At 67.5% G+C, this 22,375-nt stretch carries 19 protein-coding genes and 1 tRNA gene; 11 read left to right on the top strand and 9 right to left on the bottom strand.

The genetic code is table 11. The features are described 5' to 3' along the window. Positions 1-101: 101 nt before the first annotated feature. Complete coding sequence (locus K3551_RS00825) at positions 102-623, bottom strand: GNAT family N-acetyltransferase (protein ID WP_259916830.1); 522 nt, start codon at positions 621-623, stop codon at positions 102-104. 138 nt (positions 624-761) lie between these two features. Here K3551_RS00825 and K3551_RS00820 point away from each other — a divergent pair, with 138 nt between their 5' ends. The 7 genes from K3551_RS00820 (at position 762) to K3551_RS00790 (ending at position 7,365) form a co-directional block, all read left to right on the top strand. After that, positions 762-2,204: an FAD-linked oxidase C-terminal domain-containing protein gene (locus K3551_RS00820; protein ID WP_259916829.1), complete on the top strand. Its 1,443-nt coding sequence runs from the start codon at positions 762-764 to the stop codon at positions 2,202-2,204. 53 nt (positions 2,205-2,257) lie between these two features. Then, on the top strand, positions 2,258-3,343 hold the full coding sequence (locus K3551_RS00815) for an FAD-binding protein (RefSeq protein WP_259919698.1): 1,086 nt from the start codon (positions 2,258-2,260) through the stop codon (positions 3,341-3,343). A 3-nt stretch (positions 3,344-3,346) separates the two neighbouring features. Beyond that, positions 3,347-4,747 carry a glycolate oxidase subunit GlcF gene (gene glcF / locus K3551_RS00810; protein ID WP_259916827.1) on the top strand — a complete coding sequence of 467 codons (1,401 nt, stop codon included), beginning with the start codon at positions 3,347-3,349 and terminating at the stop codon, positions 4,745-4,747. A 185-nt stretch (positions 4,748-4,932) separates the two neighbouring features. Then, entirely contained in the window at positions 4,933-5,715 is a 783-nt protein-coding gene (locus K3551_RS00805; RefSeq protein WP_259916825.1) for a serine protease, read from the top strand. A 110-nt stretch (positions 5,716-5,825) separates the two neighbouring features. Continuing rightward, on the top strand, positions 5,826-6,617 hold the full coding sequence (locus K3551_RS00800) for a serine protease (RefSeq protein ID WP_259916823.1): 792 nt from the start codon (positions 5,826-5,828) through the stop codon (positions 6,615-6,617). 66 nt (positions 6,618-6,683) lie between these two features. After that, complete coding sequence (locus tag K3551_RS00795; protein WP_259916821.1) at positions 6,684-7,244, top strand: hypothetical protein; 561 nt, start codon at positions 6,684-6,686, stop codon at positions 7,242-7,244. A 39-nt stretch (positions 7,245-7,283) separates the two neighbouring features. Then, positions 7,284-7,365: transfer RNA gene (locus K3551_RS00790), tRNA-Leu, on the top strand. A 168-nt stretch (positions 7,366-7,533) separates the two neighbouring features. On the opposite strand, the gene K3551_RS00785 is transcribed toward K3551_RS00790, so the two are convergent. The 5 genes from K3551_RS00785 to K3551_RS00765 all read right to left on the bottom strand — a co-directional run bounded on the left by K3551_RS00785 (position 7,534) and on the right by K3551_RS00765 (position 12,416). Further along, on the bottom strand, positions 7,534-8,355 hold the full coding sequence (locus K3551_RS00785; protein ID WP_259916819.1) for a lytic transglycosylase domain-containing protein: 822 nt from the start codon (positions 8,353-8,355) through the stop codon (positions 7,534-7,536). A 68-nt stretch (positions 8,356-8,423) separates the two neighbouring features. Next, positions 8,424-9,881 (bottom strand): cobyric acid synthase, encoded by a 1,458-nt coding sequence (locus K3551_RS00780; protein WP_259916817.1) that lies wholly within the window; start codon positions 9,879-9,881, stop codon positions 8,424-8,426. Between the two features lie 160 nt (positions 9,882-10,041). After that, positions 10,042-10,824: a 1-acyl-sn-glycerol-3-phosphate acyltransferase gene (locus tag K3551_RS00775; protein ID WP_259916814.1), complete on the bottom strand. Its 783-nt coding sequence runs from the start codon at positions 10,822-10,824 to the stop codon at positions 10,042-10,044. A 9-nt stretch (positions 10,825-10,833) separates the two neighbouring features. Next, entirely contained in the window at positions 10,834-11,742 is a 909-nt protein-coding gene (locus tag K3551_RS00770) for a cell division protein FtsX (protein WP_409197392.1), read from the bottom strand. Next, on the bottom strand, positions 11,739-12,416 hold the full coding sequence (locus tag K3551_RS00765; RefSeq protein WP_259916812.1) for a cell division ATP-binding protein FtsE: 678 nt from the start codon (positions 12,414-12,416) through the stop codon (positions 11,739-11,741). Before K3551_RS00765 ends, K3551_RS00770 begins: the two co-directional genes overlap by 4 nt. A 183-nt stretch (positions 12,417-12,599) precedes the next feature. On the opposite strand from K3551_RS00765, the gene K3551_RS00760 reads away from it, so the two are divergent. Further along, positions 12,600-13,568, top strand: coding sequence for a zinc-ribbon domain-containing protein (locus tag K3551_RS00760; protein WP_259916810.1), 969 nt, complete (start codon positions 12,600-12,602; stop codon positions 13,566-13,568). A gap of 3 nt (positions 13,569-13,571) precedes the next feature. On the opposite strand, the gene K3551_RS00755 is transcribed toward K3551_RS00760, so the two are convergent. From K3551_RS00755 to K3551_RS00745, 3 genes are read right to left on the bottom strand one after another with little or no spacing between them, the layout of a single operon-like run. Continuing rightward, complete coding sequence (locus K3551_RS00755; protein ID WP_259916807.1) at positions 13,572-16,160, bottom strand: DUF4175 domain-containing protein; 2,589 nt, start codon at positions 16,158-16,160, stop codon at positions 13,572-13,574. A 30-nt stretch (positions 16,161-16,190) separates the two neighbouring features. After that, positions 16,191-17,465 (bottom strand): diaminopimelate decarboxylase, encoded by a 1,275-nt coding sequence (gene lysA / locus K3551_RS00750; RefSeq protein ID WP_259916804.1) that lies wholly within the window; start codon positions 17,463-17,465, stop codon positions 16,191-16,193. Between the two features lie 3 nt (positions 17,466-17,468). Further along, the gene (locus K3551_RS00745; protein ID WP_259916802.1) at positions 17,469-17,777 is read right to left on the bottom strand and encodes a DUF2834 domain-containing protein; all 309 of its coding nucleotides are present in this window, start codon (positions 17,775-17,777) and stop codon (positions 17,469-17,471) included. A 249-nt stretch (positions 17,778-18,026) separates the two neighbouring features. Between K3551_RS00745 and K3551_RS00740 the strand changes: the two genes are divergently transcribed. The 3 genes from K3551_RS00740 to K3551_RS00730 all read left to right on the top strand — a co-directional run bounded on the left by K3551_RS00740 (position 18,027) and on the right by K3551_RS00730 (position 22,302). Continuing rightward, positions 18,027-19,676, top strand: a complete 1,650-nt coding sequence (locus K3551_RS00740) for an electron transfer flavoprotein-ubiquinone oxidoreductase (RefSeq protein WP_259916800.1) — start codon at positions 18,027-18,029, stop codon at positions 19,674-19,676. 123 nt (positions 19,677-19,799) lie between these two features. Next, positions 19,800-21,494 carry a tetratricopeptide repeat protein gene (locus K3551_RS00735; protein WP_259916799.1) on the top strand — a complete coding sequence of 565 codons (1,695 nt, stop codon included), beginning with the start codon at positions 19,800-19,802 and terminating at the stop codon, positions 21,492-21,494. A gap of 1 nt (position 21,495) precedes the next feature. Beyond that, entirely contained in the window at positions 21,496-22,302 is an 807-nt protein-coding gene (locus K3551_RS00730; protein ID WP_259916798.1) for a 4-(cytidine 5'-diphospho)-2-C-methyl-D-erythritol kinase, read from the top strand. The last annotated feature ends 73 nt before the right edge of the window (positions 22,303-22,375 follow it).

Here is a 22,375-nt window from a genome sequence, read left to right as displayed (position 1 = left end):
CGGACGAACCCGCTGACGGCACCGGTTCCTCCCGCCCGGCAACGCTCCATCTGGTCAACGGTCGGGCGCGCCCGGCACGCGGCGCGCGGTCATCCGGTGCCCTACCAATAGGCCGGATCGTCGAGCGGCCCGACACATCGGGACGCACCGCGCAGCGAGGTCGGCGCCGTTGCGTCCAACGAACGTGCCAGCCAGCCCTCCGGCTGCGACAAGGGATGCGGCGGAGCGACGTCCGACGGCGCGACAGGCCGAAAGCCGACGCGCCCATAATAGTCGGGGCTGCCATAGGTGACAGCCATCGCAACCCCTTCCCCCCGGAGCGCGTCCAACCCGCGGCGGATCAATTCCTGACCCAGGCCCTGCCCCTGATGACCCGGCGCGACCGCGACCGGCGACAAAAGATAGACGACCGGCCCCTCTGCTATGAACCGAAGACGTGTCCAGATGATGCAGCCGGTCGCCACGTCCCCGTCCCAGGTGGCCTGGACACGCAGGTCCGCCTGTTCCACCCGCGTCAGCAGGCCACGGGCAAGCGTTCCGACAAGCCGACCTTCGTCCGCGCCGTCCGACGCTGCAAAGGCTGCTTCATAGACGGCGACAAGGGCGTCGGTGCGGTTCGGCATCTGTTCACTCTCCGGTCTGTCTGTCACCTCGCGGTTCCGGATTGCGGTCGTCAAGGCGACGACGGTGACTCCGGGCTTGTCATTTCGGAAATTGGTTATATAACTTTACCAATTCTTCGAAACGCCAGAGGACCCGCCATGGAAATGCCCAAGCCCGATCCCTTCGTGCTCGACCGCAAGGCGGAACTGGTGTCCCGTTTGCTGACCGTCCTGCCGGACGAGGCCGTGATCCACGAACTCGAAGAAACGCGCGCCTACGAATGCGACGCGCTCAGCGCGTATCGCTGCCCGCCTCTGGCCGCCGTCCTGCCATCCTCCACCGCCGAGGTCGCGGCCGTCCTCAGGATCTGTCACGACATGAACGTGCCCGTGGTGCCCCGCGGGTCCGGCACATCGCTGGCGGGCGGGGCGCTGCCCACCGCGGACAGCGTGATCCTGGGCGTCGCCCGCCTGACCGAGGTGTTGGAGGTCGACTACGACGACCGCATCATCCGCGTGCAGACCGGGCGCACGAACCTGTCGGTCACCGGCGCCGTCGAAGGCGATGGGTTCTTCTACGCCCCCGATCCCAGCAGCCAGCTGGCCTGTGCCATCGCGGGCAACATCGCGATGAATTCCGGCGGGGCGCATTGCCTGAAATATGGCGTCACCACCAACAACCTGCTGGGCGTGACACTGGTGCAGATGGACGGCACCGTGGTTGAAATCGGCGGGGCTCACATGGATGCGGGCGGTCTCGACCTGTTGGGCGTCGTCTGCGGCTCCGAGGGGCAGCTTGGCGTGGTGACCGAGGCGACCCTGCGCATCCTGCCCAAGCCCGAAGGCGCGCGCCCGGTCCTGATCGGCTTCGACTCGCTGGAGGTGGCAGGGGCCTGCGTGGCCGACATCATCAAGGCCGGCGTCCTGCCCGTTGCGATCGAATTCATGGACCGTATCATCATCGGCATCGTCGAGGATTACGCCCATGCCGGTTACCCTGATTGCGAGGCTCTGCTGATCGTCGAGGTCGAAGGCTCCGACGCGGAAATCGACGAACAACTGGCCCTGATCGAAGACATCGCCCGCCGTCACGACCCGGTGGAACTGCGTCAATCGCAATCCTCCGACGAGGCGGCCAAGATCTGGCTGGGCCGCAAATCGGCCTTCGGGGCGACGGGCCGCATCTCCGACTACATGTGCCTGGACGGGACCATCCCGGTCAGCGAACTGCCCCGCGTCCTGGCGGGGATTTCGGCGCTGTCGGACAAGTACGGCCTGCGCGTCGGCAACGTCTTTCATGCGGGTGACGGCAACATGCACCCCCTGATCATGTACAACGCCAACAAGCCCGGCGACCTGGAGATCTGCGAAGAGCTGGGGGCCGAGATCCTCAAGCTCTGCGTCGAGGTCGGCGGCTGTCTGACGGGGGAACACGGTGTCGGCATCGAGAAACGCGACCTCATGCATCACCAGTTCACCCCCGAGGACATGGAGGCGCAGCTGCGCATCAAGGATGTCATGGACCCCAAATGGCTGCTGAACCCGGCCAAGGTCTTCCCCCTCGCCACCACTGAGGCCCGCCGGGCCCAGAATTTTAGCTAAAATTCTGGCCAAGATTTTTGCGAAAATCTTGTCTACCGAAGGAGAGCTCCGTGCTGACACCTGAAACCGAAGAGCATCTGGCCGACATCGTCCGGGGGGCAAGCGGCCCCTTGTCGTTGCGCGGCGGCGGCACCCGGCACAGGCCGGGGCAGGGCGCGGCGCTGACCACCGCGGGCCTCACCGGTGTCACGCTCTATGAACCTGGCGCGCTGACCCTAGTGGCCCGTGCGGGCACGCCCATGGCCGAGATCGAAGCGACATTGGCTGCCGAGAATCAGCGCCTGCCGTTCGAGCCGATGGACCACCGCGCCGTGTTGGGGTCCGAGGGCACGCCGACCATCGGCGGAGCCGTGGCCATGAACGTCTCCGGCCCGCGCCGGGTCGCCGTCGGGGCCTGCCGCGACAGCTTGATCGGTGTGCGTTTCGTCGACGGGACCGGGGCCGTGATCAAGAACGGGGGGCGGGTGATGAAGAACGTCACCGGCTACGACTTGGTCAAGCTGCTGGCGGGATCCGCCGGGCGGCTCGGGGTTCTGACCGAGGTGGCCTTCAAGGTGCTGCCCGCTGCCCAGACCCAGGCGACCCTGACGCTGCAGGGGCTGACCGTGGCCCAGGCGGTGCGCGCCTTGGCCGCGGGCCTGTCCTCCCCCTTTGAGGTGACGGGGGCGGCCCACGATCCCGCGACCGGGGTGACCGCGCTGCGGATCGAGGGGCTGGAAGGCTCCGTTGACTACCGCGCCGGGGCGTTGGCGACGACCCTCGCCCCCTTCGGCGCGACCGGGCGGCTGGACCCGGACGGGTCCGCTGCCTTCTGGGCGGCCGTACGAGATGCCCGGAGCGTCGCAGGGGAGGGCGACCTCTGGCGCGTCTCGACCCGGCCCAGCCTGGCCCCCGACCTCGTGGCAAGGGCCGGGGCAGAGGCGGCCCTGCTCGACTGGGGCGGCGGGCTGCTCTGGCTGCGCGCGCAAGGTGGGATCGACCTGCGCGCGCGGCTGGGGTCCTTCGACGGCCACGCCACCCGCCTGCGCGGCACCGGTCCCGGCGCCCTGCCGCCCGAGGCCCCGGCGCTGGCCGCGATCACGCGGGGAATCCGCGACCGCTTCGACCCCCGCGGCCTGTTTCAGACTGCGGAGGGCTGAGCCATGCAGACCACTTTCACCCCCGAACAACTGGCCGATCCGGCCACCGCCCGCTCGAACGAGATCCTGCGGTCCTGCGTCCACTGCGGGTTCTGTACGGCGACCTGCCCGACCTATCAGGTGCTGGGCGATGAGTTGGACAGCCCGCGTGGCCGCATCTACCTGATCAAGGACATGCTGGAAAACGACCGGCCCGCAGACGCCAAGACGGTCAAGCACATCGACCGCTGCCTGTCCTGCCTGGCCTGCATGACGACCTGCCCCTCGGGCGTGCATTACATGCATCTGGTCGATCACGCGCGCGAACATATCGAAAAGACCTACAAGCGCCCGCTCATGGATCGCCTGCTGCGTTGGACCCTGGCGCAGATTCTGCCCTATCCCACCCGCTTCCGGCTGGCCCTTCTGGGGGCCAAGATCGGCAAGCCCTTTGCCTTTCTGATGCCCGACGCCCGGCTCAAGGCGATGCTTGCGATGGCCCCCAAGACCATCCCGCCCGTCAGCCGCAACGACGACCCACAGACCTTTCCGGCGCGCGAAAAGAAGATGCGCGTCGCCCTGATGACCGGCTGTGCGCAAAAGGCGCTGAACACCGATATCAACGACGCCACCATCCGCCTGTTGACCCGCCTGGGGGCCGAAGTCGTGGTGCCCGAGGGGGCCGGCTGCTGCGGGGCGCTAACCCATCACATGGGCAAGACCGAGGAAAGCCATGGCTTCGCCGCGCGCAACATCAAGGCCTGGGTGCGCGAGGCCGACGGCCTGGGGCTGGATGCGATCGTGATCAACACCTCGGGCTGCGGCACGACGGTCAAGGACTATGGCCATATGTTCCGCAACGGTCCCCTGGCCCAGGACGCGGCGCGGGTCAGCGCGCTCGCCCGCGACGTCTCCGAGGTGCTGCTTGACCTGATGCCCAGGGATCACCCCTTTCAAACCCCGCCGCGCCCGGCCCGCGATGGCGTAGGTGGCATCCCCACCGACCGCACGCCCGCGGACACGGGGACCGGCCCGATGCAGGTCGCCTACCACGCCGCCTGTTCTCTGCAGCACGGGCAGCAGATCAAGGGTGCGCCCAAGGATCTGTTGAAGCGCGCGGGCTTTACCGTGCTCGAACCCAAGGATCCCCACCTGTGCTGCGGCTCGGCGGGCACCTACAACCTGATGCAGCCCGAGATCAGCCAAGAGCTGAAACGCCGCAAGGTTGCCACCCTCGAGGCGCGGCAGCCCGACGTCATCGCGGCAGGCAACATCGGCTGCATGATGCAGATCGGCAGCGCGGCATCGGTCCCGATCGTCCACACGGTCGAATTGCTGGACTGGGCGACCGGTGGCCCTGTCCCCCCGGCGATCGAGACCTTCGAACCCGGCCCCCGCAAGCCGGAGCCGCCAAAGCTGCGTTGATACGGACGGGGGCCTTCCACGCTGGCCCCCCGACGACCCAGCCAAGGCGATGCGCTGTTGTTGGCCCACGGGGGTCCGGGGGGCGTCCCCCGGCCCCCTGCGCGTGTCCCGACCGTTGCCGCAGGTGTGCCCCGGTTTCGCCGCACCCCGTTGCGACATGGGACCGACACGACCGGGGATCCGCCATGCGCCTTCTGCTTCTGCTCTGCCTGTTCGCTCTGCCCGCCGGGGCCCAGGGGCTGCGCGCGCTTTCCTCGGATCAGATGCGCGGGGTCGAGGCGGTGGGACGCCTCGATATCGGCACGCGGGCGTTCTGCACCGGGGCGCTGGTTTCGCCACGGCTGGTGCTGACCGCCGCGCATTGCCTGTTTGCCGACACCAACACGCCTGCGCAGATCGATACGATGACCTTCCGTGCGGGGCTTAACGCGGGGCAGGCCGCCGCCATCCGCCGGGTGCGTCGCATGGTGATTCATCCCGACTATCGCCACGGCAATGGGGCCAGCGGCGCGGCCATCGCCGCCGATGTCGCCTTGTTGGAGCTTGACCGCGCGCTCGATACACCCGGCATCCAGCCGTTTCCCGCCCATGGCCGCCTGGCGCGCGGCGCGGCCGTTCAGGTCATCAGCTACGCCCGCGGCCGGTCCGAGGCCCCCTCGCACGAAGATGGCTGCACCGTTCTGGACCGGGACGCGCGGTTGCTCGTGCTGACCTGTGATGTGGATTTCGGGGCCTCCGGTTCGCCCGTTTTCGTGGCCACGCCCCAGGGCCTGCGCATCGTGGCGCTGATCTCGGCCATGTCGCGGCTGTCTGGGCAGAAGGTGGCCCTGGCCGTCCCGGTCGAGGCGGGGCTGGATGCCCTGACCCGCGCGTTTGCCCGCAATCCGGCCCTGCCGCCGGTGCGCAAAACATTGCGCCCAGGGGCGGCGCGCAGCGGGACAATCCGCTTTGTCAGGCCCGAAAACTGACACAATACGCCTAAAATCACCCTTATCTTTTCCCGTTCCGGCAACAATCCGGACCCGAGGTTGCCGCCTTCGCCCCCTATTCCGGGGTCAGATAAATTGGGGTGCCTTCGATGATGACCACATTGCGCAAGACTGTCGCAGCCGCGATCCTCGGCCTTGCCGCCACCCTGCCGGGCCTGGCGGACGAGACCAACCTGCAAACCCTGCGGACCGCCGACGACAACCGCGGCTGGGAGGCGGTGGGCCGCCTCAACTTTGGCGACACCGGTTTTTGCACGGCGGCGCTGGTGACGGCGGATGTGGTGCTGACGGCGGCGCATTGCCTTTATGACAAGGTCACCAACGAACCCGTTCCGGTAGAAGAGATCGAGTTTCAGGCCGGGCTTCGCTTTGGCCGGGCCGAGGCCTATCGCGGGATCCGTCGGGTTGTGATCCACCCGGAATACGACTTCTATGATCCCGACCGGCTGGGCCGCGTGGGGGCCGATATCGCGCTTCTGGAACTCGACCGGCCCGTGCGCAACGGCTACGTTCAACCCTTCCGCACCCAGGTCCGCGTGCATGCCGGTCAAAGCGTGCAGGTCGTCAGCTACGGCAAGAACCGCGCCGAAGCCCCGGCCCATGAAAACGACTGCTCTATCCTGACCCGCGACGACGACGTTCTGGTGTTGTCCTGCTCGGTCGAATTCGGCTCCTCCGGGGCACCGGTGTTCGCGACCTACAACGGCGAAGTCCGCGTCGTCTCGGTCATTTCCGCCAAGGCCGAGTGGGAGGGACGCCCCGTCGCCCTGGCCGCTGTGATGGAAGGGGAGCTGGACGCCCTGATCTCGGAATTTGCCCGCACACCAGCCTTTGCCCCGGTGGGTAAGACCGTCTCGGCGGTGGAAACCGCGCGCAACTGACTGGGGCAGGGCGGGCGCACCGCCTTGTGACTTGACGGATCGCCGGATCGTGGCACCATTCAGGCCATGCTTACCCGTGTCGCCTTTGCCTGCCTCCTCGCTCTGACCGGACCCGGCTGGGCCGACTGCCCGCCCGCGCCCGACATTTCCGCCCGGATGGACGCCCTCCTGGCCGAGGTGCAGCAGGTCGGCAGCGAACAGGCCGCGCGCGGCGTATCCGCCCGCATGTGGGAGGAGTGGGTCAAGGCCCCCGACCTCCGCGCGCAGGAACTTCTGGACGAAGGAATGCAACGGCGACAGGCCTTCGATCTGACGGGCGCGGTCATCGCCTTCGACGCCTTGATCGCCTACTGCCCGCGCTACGCCGAGGGCTACAACCAGCGCGCCTTTGCCAACTTCATCCGCGAAGATTACGAGGCGGCCCTTGTGGATCTGGACCGCGCCATCGAGTTGCGCCCGCGCCACGTGGCGGCGATTGCGGGCAGGGGGCTGACGCTGATCGCGCTGGATCGTGTGGCCGACGGACAGGCCGCCATTCGCGCCGCAATGGCGCTGAACCCCTGGCTCAGCGAACGGCGGTTCCTCGACCTCGCCGTCGATCCCGAAGACCGCGCCATCGATCTCTGACTTGCCAAGGCCCGGCCCCCCTGCCTAAAGCGGGGTCATGCGGGTGTGGTGGAATGGTAGACACATCAGACTTAAAATCTGAAGGGCATCGCCCGTGCGGGTTCGAGTCCCGCCACCCGCACACGTCGCCTGTCACAAAGGGACAGTCTGACGCCCCACCAAACGGTGACGGTCATTTCAGGATCATCTGACGAGCGGACCGCTGGTTGATCAAAACCGCGTCCCGCTCGTTTCCCCCAAAACGTACAAATGGCCTGGGAAAGGTCCCCCAAAACGGGGGAATCCCCCGTTACCGAACCCGTTCAGCCGAATAGGCAATCGCGCGCTGGTAATTGCCGCTGTCGTTCCAGGCGGACAAAACGCGGAAGTTCGCGGTCCCCTCGCCGAACGGCTGCCCGGCGCGCCAGCCGTTTGCGCGCAACATGTTCGCAGCCGACGCCAAGGCATCCACCGCGTTATAGGGATCGGCCCGCCCGTCGCCCGTGGCATCTACGCCGAACCGCGCCCAGTTGCCCGCCAGAAACTGCATGTGGCCCAGTTCGCCCGATGGCCCGCCCTGGGTGCCTTGGTTGATAACCCCTTGATCCGCAAGCTTCAGCGCCGCGATCGCATGGCTTTCGAACCGTGGGTGACGACGGCAGTAGGACGCCAGCGTCACGGCCCCGTCCACGATCGGCGTCCGGCCCGTGTAGCCCCCCCAGGATGTCTCCAAGCCCCAGATCGTCGCCAGGATCGAACCGGGCACGCCGTAGGACCGCTCCAACGCGGCAAAGGTGTTGGCGTTGGCGTTTACCTTTTGCTGGACGCGGTTGACGAAGCTCTGCGCCGAGCTGCCGGACCGTTTTGCCAGGAACGTCGCCGGATCGCCCTGCGACACGCCGCTTTGACTGGCCGGGTTCGATTCGAACCGCCAGGTGATCCCGGAAAGTGTCGCACCCTGAAGGGCTTGCAGCCCGCGCTGCCCCACGCCTGCGGCCGCCGCATCCTGCGCCAGACCGGCTTTGTAGGCGCCGAACTGGTTCTGGCTGGTGATGCATTGTGCCGCCATGGCGGGCGCGGCACCAAGGGTCAAAAGAACGGCGAGCGTCTTGAGAAAGGGGCGTTTGGACATGCAGGGCTCCGAAATGCTTGCTTCACTATCGGGCAGAAGGATAACACGCGCCGCCCCTGCGGCAATCGTTATGGGATAACCGGCCCCGACATCGACAGAATCAGCGGCAGATCGAGCGATCCGTCAAGGTGCCCGGCCAACTGGTCCAGCACCGCCTCGACCCCCGCGCCATAGTCGCCTTCGGTCGCCTGCGCGCCCAGTCGCCGGAGGTAGGCCGCGCGAAAGGCGTCGCCCGAAAACAGCCCGTGCAGGTAGCATCCGCGCACCCGCCCGCTGGGGTCTTCGGCTCCGATCCGTGTGCCCGCCCGCTCCAACCAGCCGCGCGCCGTGTCGGGGCCGGTGGTGTCGCCCAGGTGGATCTCGTAGCCGGTAACGGGGGTGTCCGACGCCAGGTCGCGCGCGGTGACGCGGCTCAGGTGCTTCTGCGGTCGCATCACGGTCGCCACATCCAACAGCCCCAGGCCCGGCACCGTTCGGGGCGGGCCTTCCAATCCGTCGGGGTCGGAAATGGTCTGGCCAAGCATCTGGTAGCCGCCGCAAATGCCCAGAACGTGACCGCCCCGCCGGACATGCGCGGCCAGGTCGATATCCCAGCCTTCGGCGCGAAAGGCCGCCAGATCCGCGATCGTCGTTTTCGATCCCGGGATCAGCACCAGGTCGCAAACCGGCAGGGGACGGCCCGGCGAGATGACCTCGACCGACAGCGCGGGATCCGCGCTGAGCGGGTCCAGATCGTCGAAGTTCGCGATCCGCGTCAGGCGCGGCACGGCGATGCGAAAGGCCCCCGCGCGCGGGGTGCTGCGGATGTCGAGGATGTCTTCGGCGGGCAGGCGGTGGGCCTCTGTGAACCAGGGAACGACCCCCAGAGCCGCCCAATCGGTGCGCGCGGCGATCTGGGTCATGCCCTCGTCGAACAGGGTGACATCGCCCCGGAACTTGTTGACCAGAAACCCCTTGATCCGCGCGGCATCGCGCGGGTCCAGAACCGCCTTGGTGCCCACCAGTTGCGCGATCACGCCGCCCCGGTCGATGTCGCCGGCCAGGATGACCGGCACGTCCGCCGCCTCGGCAAAGCCCATGTTGGCGATGTCGCCCGCGCGCAGGTTGATCTCTGCTGGGCTGCCCGCCCCCTCCACGATCACCAGATCGGCGTCCCGTGCCAGACGATGAAAGCTGTCCAGGCAGGCCGCCAGCAACTGCGGTTTCAGGGCCGCATAGTCCCGCGCCTTGACGGTGGCCAACCGCTGCCCCTGCACGATGACCTGAGAGCCGGTCTCCGTTTCGGGCTTCAGCAGGACGGGGTTCATGTCCACCACGGGGGGCACCCCGCAGGCCAGCGCTTGCAAGGCCTGCGCCCGCCCGATCTCGCCACCATCGGCGGTGACGGCGGCGTTGTTGGACATGTTCTGCGGCTTGAAGGGCCGGACCCGCAGGCCTTGGCGCGCAAAGTGGCGACACAGTCCCGCGACCAGCATCGACTTGCCCACGTTGGAGCCCGCGCCCTGCACCATGATCGCCCGTGTCATTGCTGCTCCGCCTTCCTGTCAAACCCGACCACGCCCGCTGCCCTCTTTTCGGAGCGGGCCGCAGACCGCAAGGCCGCCCGGATGCCCGTCGACAGCGCGGTGCCCTTGCTACTTGGCCCTAAATGCCTCTGCCGAAGGCCGGGGGGCGAGCACCCTGAGATCACCGCTTGTCGGTGATCTCCTCCGGTGGGATCGCGGCGGGATCAGATAGGGGGGCCACGCCGGGCGCGACTGGAAAGCCTGCTTCTTGCAGCAGACGGTTCGACGCCGTTTCGATCCGCTCTTCCAGCAGCGCCATGAACGTCGCGCGGTCCAGGCCTGGCGGGATCGGTTCCAGGAACTCGACGACCCCCAGGCCCGGTTTGCGCAACGCGCCGCGCTTGGGCCAGAACACCCCCACATTGGTCGCGACTGGCACGCAGGGCTGCTTCATCTGGTCATAAAGCGCAAAGGTCCCGATCTTGTAGGGCCGTTTGACCCCGGGCGCGACGCGGGTGCCTTGCGGATAGATCAGCAATTGCCCGCCCGCCCGTTTCCCGGACCGGACCTCGGCCAGCATCATCTTGATCGCTTCGGTGCGTTTGCCGCGATGCACCGGGATGCACCCCAGGCGCAGGGCGTATTGGCCCAGGAACGGGGCAAACCGCAGGATGGCCTTCATGATGAAGAATGGCCGCGACAGCGCATCCCAGATCACGATGATGTCGAGGAACGACTGGTGCTTGGCCGCGACCAGGACTTCGCCCGACGGGATCGGCCCCCGCACTTCGGTGCGCAGGCCCGTCATCGCGGCCAGCATCTTGCGCACCGAGGACGCGTAATAGCTGCACCCGGCGCGCGCGCCCTCGGGCGAGGCGATGGCCCAGGGGGCAAAGGCGATGCCCACAATGGCCATCCAGACATACATGGACGCGTTGAACGCGAGGGATCGGATCAGTTGCATCGGGCGACCTTACTCGAAACGGGTGAGCGCGCGAAAGGCCGCGCGGCGGGTGGCCGCGAACGCGACCGTGGCTGCAAAGGGCGGGATGACCAGCGGTAGCACCCAGCCCCATCCGGCAAAGGCCAGTCCGGTCAGGAAACCGCCCGCCGCCTCGGTGCTGGGCAGGGCGGCAATCGCAGCCATGCCCAGGCCCGTGCCCAGAACCGCCCCGGTCAAGGCACGCAGGGTGAACCGCCGGGTAAAGGCGCGGGCGACATAGGTGTCGCGGGCCCCCACAAGGCGCAGCACGCGAATGACCGCTGCATTGGCGGCGAGCGCCGCCTGCGCGCCCAGGGTCACCATGGCCCCCAGAACCCCCGCAATCAGCAGCAGTGCGGTCCAGCCCAGCAGGCGCAGGCGTCCCGCCGCCTCGACCAGGGGTGCGCGCCAGCGGGTGTGATCGTCCAGCACGGCACCGGGCACCTCGGCGGCCAGGCGCAGGCGCAGGCCCCGCGCGTCCAGGGCGTCGCCCACGACTTCGATCAGGCGGGGCAGGGGCAGACGGTCCAGCGGCAGGTCGGGGCCCAGCCACGGCTCCAGCAGGGCGGCCTGTTCGGCGGCATCCAGCGCTCGGGCAGATGCAACACCCGGCGTGCCGTCCAGAATCGCCAGCACCGCATCGGTCTGGGCCTGCGCCTGTTCGGCGGGGGCGGAAATGCGGATGGTCATGGCCTGCGCCAGACTGTCGGACCACCGATCGGCCAGCCGCCCTGTCGCCAGCGTCAGCGCCAGGGCAAAGACCGCGAGAAAGGCCATCGCCGCCGAGGTGAGGACGGTCAGCCAGACGGTGAACCCCGTGGGCGGCACCACGCGGTCGGCCTGCCGGTCGCCAATGGCCAGCGCGGCAATCCCGCTCAATCGGTCGGCCAGCGCGCTCACAACTCGGCCCCCGCGGCCATCACTTGCCCGCCCGCCAGGCGCAACACGCGGGCCGACACCTGCGACTTGGCCGCCCGGATCAGGGCCAGGTCATGGGTTGCGATCAGGATGGTCTTGCCCAGGCGGTTCAGCTCGACCAGCAGGGTCAGCAGGCGCTGGGACATGTCCCAGTCGATGTTGCCGGTCGGCTCGTCCGCGATGATGACGTCGGGGTCCATGATGATGGCGCGTGCCAGGGCCGCGCGTTGGCGTTCCCCGCCCGACAGCTCTGGTGGGCGGGCCTCGGCGCGGTGGGACAAGCCGACCCAGGTGATCAGCTGGCTCAGGCTTTCGGCCTCGGAGGCGACGTCGCGTCCGGCGACGGTCAGGGGCAGGGCGATGTTCTCGGAGATCGGCAGATGATCCAGAAACAGACAATCCTGGTGCACGACGCCGACCCTCTGGCGCAGGCGCGCCAGACCGTCGCGGGTCAGGCTGCGGCTGTCGCGTCCGAACAGCTCGACGACGCCCTCGGACGGTTTCAACTCGCCATAGCAGAGCTTCAGCAGGGTCGTCTTGCCGGCACCGCTGGGGCCCGTCAGGAAATGGAAGGATCCCGGCTGCAACACCAGGTCCAGCCCCGACAGGATGCCGCCGCCGCCGTAGGAATAGCCCGCGCGCTTCAACTCGATCACGATATGCCTGCTCTCCGGGGGTGGCTTTGCGCACCTTTTGCCCCAGCCACAGTTTCGACGCAATCTTGCGAACCGGTCACGTTCGGGGGGCGTGCCGGGGCCCAAGGGGTTGACACTGCGGCAACGATCAGGCGCGGTAACAAGGATTGTTCATCCTGTCCCAAGGGATATAGCAGACCTGACATGCGCCTTATCTGCCCCAATTGCAGTGCTCAGTACGAAGTCGCCGTGGATATGATCCCGGCGGACGGACGGGATGTGCAGTGCTCCAACTGTGGCACGACCTGGTTCCAGCCCCCGCGCGGGGCCGAACCGGTGGCCGACCCCATCGAAGAAATCGACGAAGACGACACCCCCGAAGAGGAGGTGGCCGCGGCTCCCGCAGCCGCCCCGAGAAGACCGTTGGCCGACCAGGAAACGCTGGACATTCTGCGCCAGGAACGCGCGCACGAGGCCCGTCGTCGGGCCATCGAACGCCGCCGCAAGTCTGCGGGTGAGACCAGCGAAGAGGAGCAGGCCCCGCCAGCCCCAGAACCAGAAGACCGTGATCCGGTCGAGCCGGACCCCCGCGCCGCCGCCGCCGCTGAACGCGCCCGCATGGCTGCTGCGGCATCGGTTGCGCGCGCCCGCGACGCGGTGGAGCCCCCAAGAGAGCCGGAGCCTACGGAGCCCGAGGTCGCGCCCGCGCCCCCCAAGGCAGAAGACCGGGACGAGGTTCAGGACGCCATCGCACTCGCCTTGCGCGACGCCGAGGTGTCGCATCTAGATGGGGACGCGCCCCCCATGGATGACGATGTGCAGGTCGAAGCCAGCACCACACGGGCCTCGCGCCGCGACCTGCTGCCGGACATCGAAGAGATCAATTCTTCGCTGCGACCCGATGAACGCGCGCTGGAGGCCGAGGAGGCAGGGATCGCCGCCGAAGAGACGGATCCGGCGACCTCTTCGGGGTTCCGGGTCGGGTTTCTGGCGATCGGGGCGCTCGTGCTGCTGCTGGTCGGGGCCTATGTCTTTGCCCAGCCCATCGCTGCTGCGGTGCCCGCCCTGGGCGATACGCTCGCAGGCTATGTCAACTGGGTCGACGCCCAGAGGATCGCGCTGGAGGTCAGCATCGACGCGCTGACCACGCGTTTGCTGCCGCCCGAAGGCTGAGGGCTAGAACCGCTCCAACAGGCGTTTGAGGTAGTCCAGCTCGATCTTGGGCCGGTCCCGTTCCCCCGACCGTTTGCGGATCTCATCCATCAGGTCACGCGCCCGGCGGGCGGCTTCGGCTCCGCCCAGGAATTGTTCATCCGTGCCCAGCTGCCCGCCCTCGCCGCTTTGACGGCCCAGCGGGTCGCGGGTAAAGCCGTCGCCTTCGCGCGTGGCGGCCTGGCCCTGGTTCTGGCCCTGTCCGTTCTGGCGATCCTCGGCCATGGCACGGCCCAGTTCCTGCATGCCGTCGCGCAGCGCGTCCATCGCCTGTGCCTGATCGTCGAGCGCCCCGCCCAGGTTGCCGTTTTCCAGATCCCGTTCGGCCTCGCGCATGGCGCGTTCGGCACGGCCCAGGGCATCGCGGGCGGCGTCGCCGGCCTCGGTTCCGGCACCGGGCAGGTTGCCGCGCAGTTGTTCCAACTGGCGGCGCAGCTGTTCCTGGCGCTGGGCGAGGCTCTGCTCGCCGCTGCCCCCCTGGCTTTGTCCCTGCTGCTGGCCCTCGGACCCGGCACCCGGTTCCTGCGCCTGCTGCCCCTCGCCGCCCTGGCCTTGCTGCGAATGCTCGGTCCCGCGCCCCTGACCGCCATTGCGGCCCTCGTTCTCGGCGCTTTCACCGGCCTGGGCGTTGGGATTGAATTGTTCCTGCAACTCGCGGAACGCCTCGTCCGACAGGCCCTGTTGTTCACGCAGCTGGTCGCGCAGGTCTTCCATGGCTTGCTGGCCTTCGCCCTGCTGCCCCTCGCCGCCCTGACCGGGCTGGCCCTGGGTGACCTGCATGTTTTCCATCATTTCCTGAAGCTGACGCAGCAATTCCTGCGCCTCGGCGGTGCGGCCCTGTTCCATCAGCTCTTCGATGCGCTGCATCATCTGGTCCAGCATGTCCGGCGTGACTTCCTGCATCTCGCCCTGGGCCTGCTGTTGCCCTTGCTGTCCCTCCTGGCCCTGCTGCTGCGCCAACTGGCGGGTGTAATCGTCCATCGCCTCGCGCATTTCCTGCATCAGGCGTGCGATTTCCTCGGGCGGGGCGTTCTGGCGGATGGCTTCGGACAAACGTTCCTGCGCCTGTTCCAGACGTTCGCGCGCGCTGTCGAGAGAGTTTTCCTCCAGCCGCACAGCCGCCTGCCAGAGCATCTCTGCCACCTCGTCCCGCGTCTGTTGCGTAAGCGGTCCGCCTTCCAGCCGGCGGATGGCCATCCGCGTGATCAGATAGGCGGAGGGATTGGTAAACAGATCGTCCGCCTTCCAGGTGACGGCCTTCAGGATCTGCGTCACGCGTCGCTGATTGGCCCGTGCCCAGAACAGGTCGCGGCGCTGTTCGATCAGGGCGGCAGCGGTCTTGTCGTAAAACGCGCGCCCCGGCAGGATGATCGCGTGAAGGCTGTCGCCCAGTTGACCGGCGGCGTCTTCGGCCACCAGGGTTGCGGTGACCGGCATGCCCGCCAGCGGATGTTTGGTCAGATCCGCCCGGAAGATTTCGACGATTTCGGAGCGGTCGCCAGAGATCGGCAACGACATGTCCAGGGTCAGGGCGTCGCGCGGCTCCGGCTCGACCATCAGGCCGTGGCGGCGGTCGGCGGCGTTGCCATCCAGCGCCAGTGTGATCTGCGCGGCCACCACGCCAAAGTCGTCAGACGCGCGCCAGGGCAGGGTGACCAGGTCGGGATGCTCAAACCCCGGCGCGCCGTCGATGGAAATCTCGGGGGCGGCGTCGGGGGTGGCGATCAGCGACCAACTGGGCGCGTTTTCGGGGCCCTCGATCGTGAGGGTGCCGGATCGGGTGACCGTAAAGTCCTGGATCGGCTCGGTCGGGCCCGTCTCGGCACGGCCAGAGACGGTCTCGGCCACCGACAGCGCTCCAACCTCGCCATAGAGCCGCAGGGTGACACGGGTGCCTTCGGGGATCTCGACCTCTCCGGTGGGGAGTTCCGACAGGGCAAGCGTCGGCAGACCGGTGTGGCGTGGCGGTTCCAGCCAGCCTTCCCAGGCGGGGCCGGTGGCGAGCTGTTGGCCGGGGCCCGACAGAACAGGTGCCTCCGGCACCCGCAGGATCGTGCCGAACAGCAGGCCGAGTGCGGCCAGCAGAACCGCCATGTAGCGCAGCGCGTAGGGGTCGCGGCTGGCGACCTTCAGGTCGGGGGCGACGGCGCGGGCACCGGACAGCCGGGCGGCCATACGGCGGCGGTGCGCGGCCCAGACCGCGGCCGACGCCGGGTCTGCCGCGCCGATCGCCTGATCGTCGTCCAGCGTCGCCAGGGGCCGACCGGGCAGGGTGGCGTCCAGCCGATCCCGCGCCTCGGCCGCGGTCGGCACCCGAAAGGCGCGCACGCCGAGGACCACCAGCACGAGGCAAAGACCCGCCAGGGCGACCAACAGGCCATTGGTCCAAAACGGGGGGATCATTTCGGCGGACCAGACGGCGAGCGCGACAAAGGCCACGGACCAGGCGGGCCAGAACGCCCGTGTCAGACGCTCGGCCCAAAGGCCCGCGCGGGTCAGCCGAAGTTGGCCTTGCAGGTTGGTGAAGGTCTGATCGTCCTTAGCGTCGGCCACCCGTCTCTCCCGCTGGGGGTTGGCTTGTACCTAGTCGTCGCCAAGCCATTCGGGAATGGTATCGCGGGAAATCATCTCGTCAAAGGTCGGACGTGCGCGGATCACCGCGTAGTGATCACCCTGGACCAGCACTTCGGGGATCAGGGGGCGCGAATTATACTCGCTGGACATGACCGCGCCGTAGGCCCCGGCGCTGCGAAAGGCGATCAGGTCGCCCGCCGACAGCGGCACCATGTCGCGGCCCTTGGCAAAGGTATCGCCGCTCTCGCAGATCGGACCGACGATGTCATAGGGACGCTGATCGGTGCCGGGGGCCGGTTCGATCACCGGGACGATGTCGTGGTGCGCGCCGTACATGGCCGGGCGGATCAGGTCGTTCATGGCGGCGTCGACGATCAGGAAATCGCGGCCCTCGCCTTCCTTCACAAAGATCGTCTGCGTCAGCAGGATGCCCGCGTTGCCCGCGATCAGGCGGCCCGGCTCGATCTCGATTTCGCAGCCCAGGTGGCCGACTTCGTCGCGAATGACCTGACCGTATTCCATCGGCACCGGAGGGGCCAGGTTGGACCGGGCGTAAGGAATGCCCAGCCCGCCCCCCAGATCCAGCCGTTCAATGCTGTGGCCGTCCGCGCGCAGGGCCTCGGTCAACTGCGCCACCTTGCGATAGGCCAGCCGGAACGGGTCCAGATCGACCAGTTGCGACCCGATGTGCACGTCGATTCCCACGATCCGCAGACCGGGCAGCGCCGCGATTTCCGCATAGACGTCGCGGGCACGGGCGATGGGGATGCCGAACTTGTTGTCGGATTTGCCGGTGGCGATCTTTTCGTGGGTCTTGGCGTCCACGTCGGGGTTCACGCGCACGGTTACGGGCACCTCGACGCCCAACTCGGTCGCGACACGGCTCAGCAGGCGGTACTCCGGCTCGCTCTCCAGGTTGATCTGGCGGATGCCGTGGGTCAGCACGTAGCGCATTTCGCCCTCGGTCTTGCCCACGCCGGAAAAGACGATCCGGTCACCGGGCACGCCTGCGGCCCGCGCGCGGCGGTATTCGCCTTCGGAGACGACATCCATCCCCGCCCCCGCATCGCCCAGCAGCTTCAGGATCGCCACGTTGGACGCCGCCTTGACCGCATAGCAGACCAGATGCGGCCCCCAGGCCAGCGCGTCGTCGAACAGGGCGTAGTGCCGCAGCAAGGTGGCGGCGGAATAGACGTAGGCCGGTGTGCCGACGGTGCGCGCGATGTCGGTCAGGGGCACGTCTTCGGCATGGAGGGTGCCGTCGCGGTAAAGAAAATGGTCCATGGATCAACGGCTCCGCAGATAGAGATAAAGGGGCAGGCCCAGCGAGACGCCCACGAAATAGGTGGCGGGAATGGCGATCAGGCCCAGCCAGTCGCGTTTGCGAACACATTCCCAGATGATCCAGACCGTCAGGGTCACGGCGGCCACGGTCAGATCCCAGACCAGCCCCGACGACGCGTCATTGACGTGCCAGGCATCGACCATCGCGCCCAGGTCCCAGTCGTTGGCCGACAGCCAGGGCAGAAAATACCGCATCGGCAACACGACGCCCAGAACGCAGAGGATCAGCATCACGATGCGAAACGGGGTCATGGCAGTCTCCGGGGAACGCGGGCGGGTTGCGCCCCCTTAGCGGAGGCGCGCGGGCGGGGGAACACTCGGTGCCTTCGGCGGCTGTGTTTGGGCCAAGAAGAAACCTGCCGCGTTTCCGATCCGCAACGCCTGCCTGCGCTGCAGGTGCGACTTTCTTTGCGACATGATGTTGCGCGTCGCTGCGTCTCGATTGACCCTCTGGCGCGCCCGCCTCATACCCACGCCAACAGTTTTCCAGGGAGCCGAGCCATGTCCGACACCATTGAGCGCGAAAGCATGGAATACGACGTCGTCATCGTCGGTGCAGGGCCTGCGGGCCTGTCGGCGGCGATCCGGCTCAAGCAGCTGGACCCGGACCGGTCGGTCGTCGTGTTGGAAAAGGGGTCCGAAGTGGGGGCGCATATCCTGTCTGGGGCGGTTCTCGACCCTTCGGGCCTGAACGCGCTGATCCCCGACTGGAAGGAAAAGGGCGCCCCCCTGAACGTGCCCGTCACCTCCGACAGCTTCTATCTGCTGGGCCCGGAAGGGCGCGCGCGGGTGCCCAATTTTGCCATGCCGCCGCTGATGAACAACCACGGCAACTACGTCGTTTCCATGGGCAACGTCTGTCGCTGGATGGCCGAACAGGCCGAGGAGCTGGGCGTCGAGATCTTTCCGGGCATGGCCTGTTCGGAGCTGGTCTATGACGACAGCGGCGCGGTGAAGGGCGTCGTCGCTGGCGAATTCGGCAAGGCCGCCGATGGGTCCAGGGGCGACGGCTATGAGCCGGGGATGGAGCTGCACGGCAAATACGTGATGCTGGGCGAAGGCGTGCGCGGTTCGCTGTCGAAACAGGTTATCGAAAAGTTCGATCTGGCCGCCGACGCGGACGTGCAGAAATACGGCCTCGGCATGAAGGAAATCTGGGAAATCGACCCCGCCAAGCATCAGCCCGGCAAGGTCGTGCACACCATGGGCTGGCCCCTGGGGTCCAATGCGGGCGGCGGGTCGTTCATCTATCACCTGGACAACAACCAAGTCTATGTCGGCTTTGTCGTGCACCTGAACTACAAGAACCCCTACGTCTTCCCCTACATGGAATTTCAGCGGTTCAAGCATCACCCGATGGTGGCCGAGCTGCTGGAAGGCGGCAAGCGCGTGGCCTATGGCGCGCGCGCCATCACCGAGGGCGGCTGGCAGTCGCTGCCCAAGACGGCCTTTCCGGGCGGCACGCTGCTGGGCTGTGCGGCGGGCATGGTCAACGTGCCGCGCATCAAGGGCAACCACAACGCCATGCTGTCGGGCAAGGCCGCGGCCGAGGCCGCCCATGCCGCCATCGAGGCGGGCCGTGCATCGGACACCCTGGACGACTACAACGCCGAGGTCCGACAGGGCCCTATCGGCAAGGACCTGAAGCGGGTGCGCAACGTCAAGCCGCTGTGGTCGAACTACGGCCTCATGGCGTCACTGACCGTCGGTGGCGCATCTATGTGGATGAACAACCTGGTCGGCTGGTCGCCCTTTACCGCGAAACATGGCAAGTCCGACGCGGAGTCCACCCAGCTCGCCACCCTGCACGAGCCGATCGACTACCCCAAACCTGACGGCAAGCTGTCTTTCGACCGGCTGACCAACGTGGCTTTTGCCGCGACCAACCACGAAGAAAGCCAGCCCGCGCACCTGACGCTGAAGGATCCGATGGTGCCGGTGCAGGTCGACTATCGGCAATATGCCGGTCCTTCGCAGCGCTACTGCCCGGCGGGCGTCTACGAATTCGTGGGCGAAGAGCCGGATGTGAAGTTCGTGATCAACTTCCAGAACTGCGTCCACTGCAAGACCTGCGACATCAAGGATCCGGCGCAGAACATCGTCTGGACCGTGCCACAGGGCGGTGACGGGCCGAATTACCCGAACATGTAACCCACCCCACGAACCTGTGAACGCGGTGGGCCGCCCATGGCCCCCGTGCAGACCTCGGTCCGCTTGCGCCGGTCGCGGCGGCCCCCTAGCGTGGCGCGAACCCCCTGTTCGAGGATTGCGTCGATGCTGTTTCGTTCCCTGCTTGTGGCCTCCACCCTGCTGATCGCGCCCCTGGGGGCGGCGGTGCAGGCGCAGGGCCTGTCCGGTCCCTATCTGGCGGCCCGGATCGCAGGCTATTCCAACGACTACGACAATGCCGCGACCTATTACGACGCGCTGATCGCGCGCGGTGCCGCGAACCCGCGCATCCTGGAAAATGCCGTCGTGATCTATTCCGCCGTGGGCGATTTCGACCGGGCCGCGCGGGCGGCGGGTCTGCTGCGCGCATCCAACACGCCCAGCCAGTTCGCGGATGGTGCCGAACTGGTGAACTTCCTGCGCGAGGGGGACTATGACGCGGCGCTGGCGCTGATCGACGAACGCGGCGTGGCGGGGGCGCTGCTGGATGGGCTGCTGCGTGGTTGGATTGCCGTGGGGCAGGGCCGGACCGAGGACGCGCTGGCCGCGCTGGACGCGCTGGCCACGACCGAAGGGTTTGCGCCCATCGCGCATCTGCACCGTGCCTATGTGCTTGCCTGGTCGGGCGATTTCGCTGGCGCGGATGAGATCCTGTCTGGCCGGGCCTTTGGCCCGATCGGTGTGTCCAGCCGGGGGGTCGAGGCTCATGCGCAGATCCTGTTGCAACTGGATCGGAGCGATGACGCCCTGGAAATGCTGGCCCAGGCCAACGATGCGACCAACAGCCCGGCCCTGCAGGATCTGGCCGCCCGCGTAGAAGCCGGTCAAGACATCGGCTGGAATTTTATCACCCAGGCACCCGACGGCATGGCCGAGGCCTACTTTACCCTGGCCGCCATCTTCGCCGGAGAGACATCGCCGACGTTCACGCTGTTGTCGGCGCGCGCTGCCAATGCCTTGCGCCCCAGCCACATGGAAGCCTTGGTCCTGACCGCCGAGCTGCTCGAAGAGCAGGGCCAATACGATCTCGCCAACGAGGTGCTCAACCGCGTGCCGCGCAATCACCCGGCCTTTTTCGGGGCGGAAATCACCCGCGCAGAGGTTCTGCTGGCCTCGGGCAAGGAAGACGCGGCAGTCGAAGTGCTGTCGGCCCTGACCAAATCCAACCCCGAACGGCGGGAAGTCTGGGCCGCTTATGGCGATACCCTGCGCCGGTTGGACCGCTTTGCCGAAAGCACATCTGCCTATGGTCAGGCCATCTCCATGATCGAAGAGGAGAGCCGCCGCGATTGGTATCTGCACTACGTGCGCGGGATCACCCAGGAACGACAGGACCTTTGGGACGCGGCAGAGGCAGATTTCCGCAAGGCGCTGGAACTGAACCCGGATCAGCCGCAGGTTCTGAACTACCTCGGGTATGGCCTGGTGGAAAAGCGGGTGAAACTGGCCGAGGCGCTGGACATGATCGAACGGGCCGTCGCCGCCCGGCCGGACGATGGCTACATCACGGATTCGCTTGGCTGGGTCTACTACCGCCTGGGCCGCTATGAGGAGGCGGTGGCCCCGATGGAGCGGGCGGCCCAACTTGAACCGCTCGACCCGATCATCAACGATCACCTGGGTGACGTTCTCTGGACTGTTGGCCGCAAGCGAGAGGCGGAGTTTCAGTGGCACCGCGCGCTGTCGCTCGACCCCGAAGAAGACGAGGCCGTCCGCATCCGCCGCAAGCTGGAGGTCGGTCTGGATGTCGTCCTCGAAGAGGAAGGCGGTGCCGGCCCCCTGAAGGCCGCGCAGGACTGATATGCCGGCCTCCGGGACCGAAGAGGTCTTTGCCGCCGCCAAGATCAACCTGACGCTGCATGTGACGGGACGGCGGGCGGATGGATACCACCTGCTCGACTCGCTGGTGGCCTTTGCGGATGTGGGGGATCGTCTGGTGTTGGCGCCAGGCGACCACCTACGGGTCACGGGGCCCTTTGCCAAAGGCGTGCCCACCGACGACCGAAACCTGATCCGTCGCGCGCTGACCCTGGTCGGACAGCCGCGGGCCGTTACCCTGGACAAGCAGCTGCCCCATCCGGCGGGCATCGGCGGTGGCTCCGCCGATGCCGCCGCCGCGCTGCGGGGGGTGGGGGCGGACCCCGGCGTGGCGCAGCTTTTGACGTTGGGGGCCGATCTGCCGGTTTGCACGCTTGGGCGCGCAGCGCACATGCGGGGGATCGGGGATCGGGTTGCGGCGGTGTCGATGCCAAAGGTGCACGCGGTGTTGGTCAATCCCGGCCTTGCGGTGCCGACGGGTGCGGTGTTCGCAGGGCTGGCCTCGCCCGACAACATGGGCCACGGGGACCTGCCGCGCTGGCACGATGCAGAGGCGTTGATCCATTGGCTGCGGCGACAGCGCAACGACCTTGAAAACCCGGCGATGGCCGTGGCCCCCGGCATCGACGAGGTTCGCACGGCCCTGCATCAGACGGATGCCGGCGTCGTGCGGATGTCGGGATCGGGGGCAACCTGCTTTGGTCTGTATCCCACCCAAGCCGCCGCCGCCCGCGCCGCCCGCCACCTTGCGCGGCCGGGATGGTGGGTGCGCGCGACGCGCCTGTCCTGACTGGATCGCCGGGCGGCCGACGTGTGAACGCAACCGCCAGCAATCATAAGGCCGTAGGGCGGGCTTCAGGCCG

Origin of the sequence: Jannaschia sp. M317 (assembly GCF_025141175.1) — a bacterium.
Classification (GTDB): domain Bacteria; phylum Pseudomonadota; class Alphaproteobacteria; order Rhodobacterales; family Rhodobacteraceae; genus Jannaschia.
The sequence above is the reverse complement of the archived record's forward strand: the minus strand, read 5'-3'. Positions and strand labels throughout refer to the sequence as shown.

Bases quoted from the DNA above. Each gene is read 5' to 3' on its own strand.
- K3551_RS00825 (WP_259916830.1), bottom strand. From the start codon at position 623: ATGCCGAACCGCACCGACGCCCTTGTCGCCGTCTATGAAGCAGCCTTT.
- K3551_RS00820 (WP_259916829.1), top strand. From the start codon at position 762: ATGGAAATGCCCAAGCCCGATCCCTTCGTGCTCGACCGCAAGGCGGAA.
- glcF (WP_259916827.1), top strand. From the start codon at position 3,347: ATGCAGACCACTTTCACCCCCGAACAACTGGCCGATCCGGCCACCGCC.
- K3551_RS00805 (WP_259916825.1), top strand. From the start codon at position 4,933: ATGCGCCTTCTGCTTCTGCTCTGCCTGTTCGCTCTGCCCGCCGGGGCC.
- K3551_RS00800 (WP_259916823.1), top strand. From the start codon at position 5,826: ATGATGACCACATTGCGCAAGACTGTCGCAGCCGCGATCCTCGGCCTT.
- K3551_RS00795 (WP_259916821.1), top strand. From the start codon at position 6,684: ATGCTTACCCGTGTCGCCTTTGCCTGCCTCCTCGCTCTGACCGGACCC.
- K3551_RS00785 (WP_259916819.1), bottom strand. From the start codon at position 8,355: ATGTCCAAACGCCCCTTTCTCAAGACGCTCGCCGTTCTTTTGACCCTT.
- K3551_RS00780 (WP_259916817.1), bottom strand. From the start codon at position 9,881: ATGACACGGGCGATCATGGTGCAGGGCGCGGGCTCCAACGTGGGCAAG.
- K3551_RS00775 (WP_259916814.1), bottom strand. From the start codon at position 10,824: ATGCAACTGATCCGATCCCTCGCGTTCAACGCGTCCATGTATGTCTGG.
- K3551_RS00760 (WP_259916810.1), top strand. From the start codon at position 12,600: ATGCGCCTTATCTGCCCCAATTGCAGTGCTCAGTACGAAGTCGCCGTG.
- lysA (WP_259916804.1), bottom strand. From the start codon at position 17,465: ATGGACCATTTTCTTTACCGCGACGGCACCCTCCATGCCGAAGACGTG.
- K3551_RS00745 (WP_259916802.1), bottom strand. From the start codon at position 17,777: ATGACCCCGTTTCGCATCGTGATGCTGATCCTCTGCGTTCTGGGCGTC.
- K3551_RS00740 (WP_259916800.1), top strand. From the start codon at position 18,027: ATGTCCGACACCATTGAGCGCGAAAGCATGGAATACGACGTCGTCATC.
- K3551_RS00735 (WP_259916799.1), top strand. From the start codon at position 19,800: ATGCTGTTTCGTTCCCTGCTTGTGGCCTCCACCCTGCTGATCGCGCCC.
- K3551_RS00730 (WP_259916798.1), top strand. From the start codon at position 21,496: ATGCCGGCCTCCGGGACCGAAGAGGTCTTTGCCGCCGCCAAGATCAAC.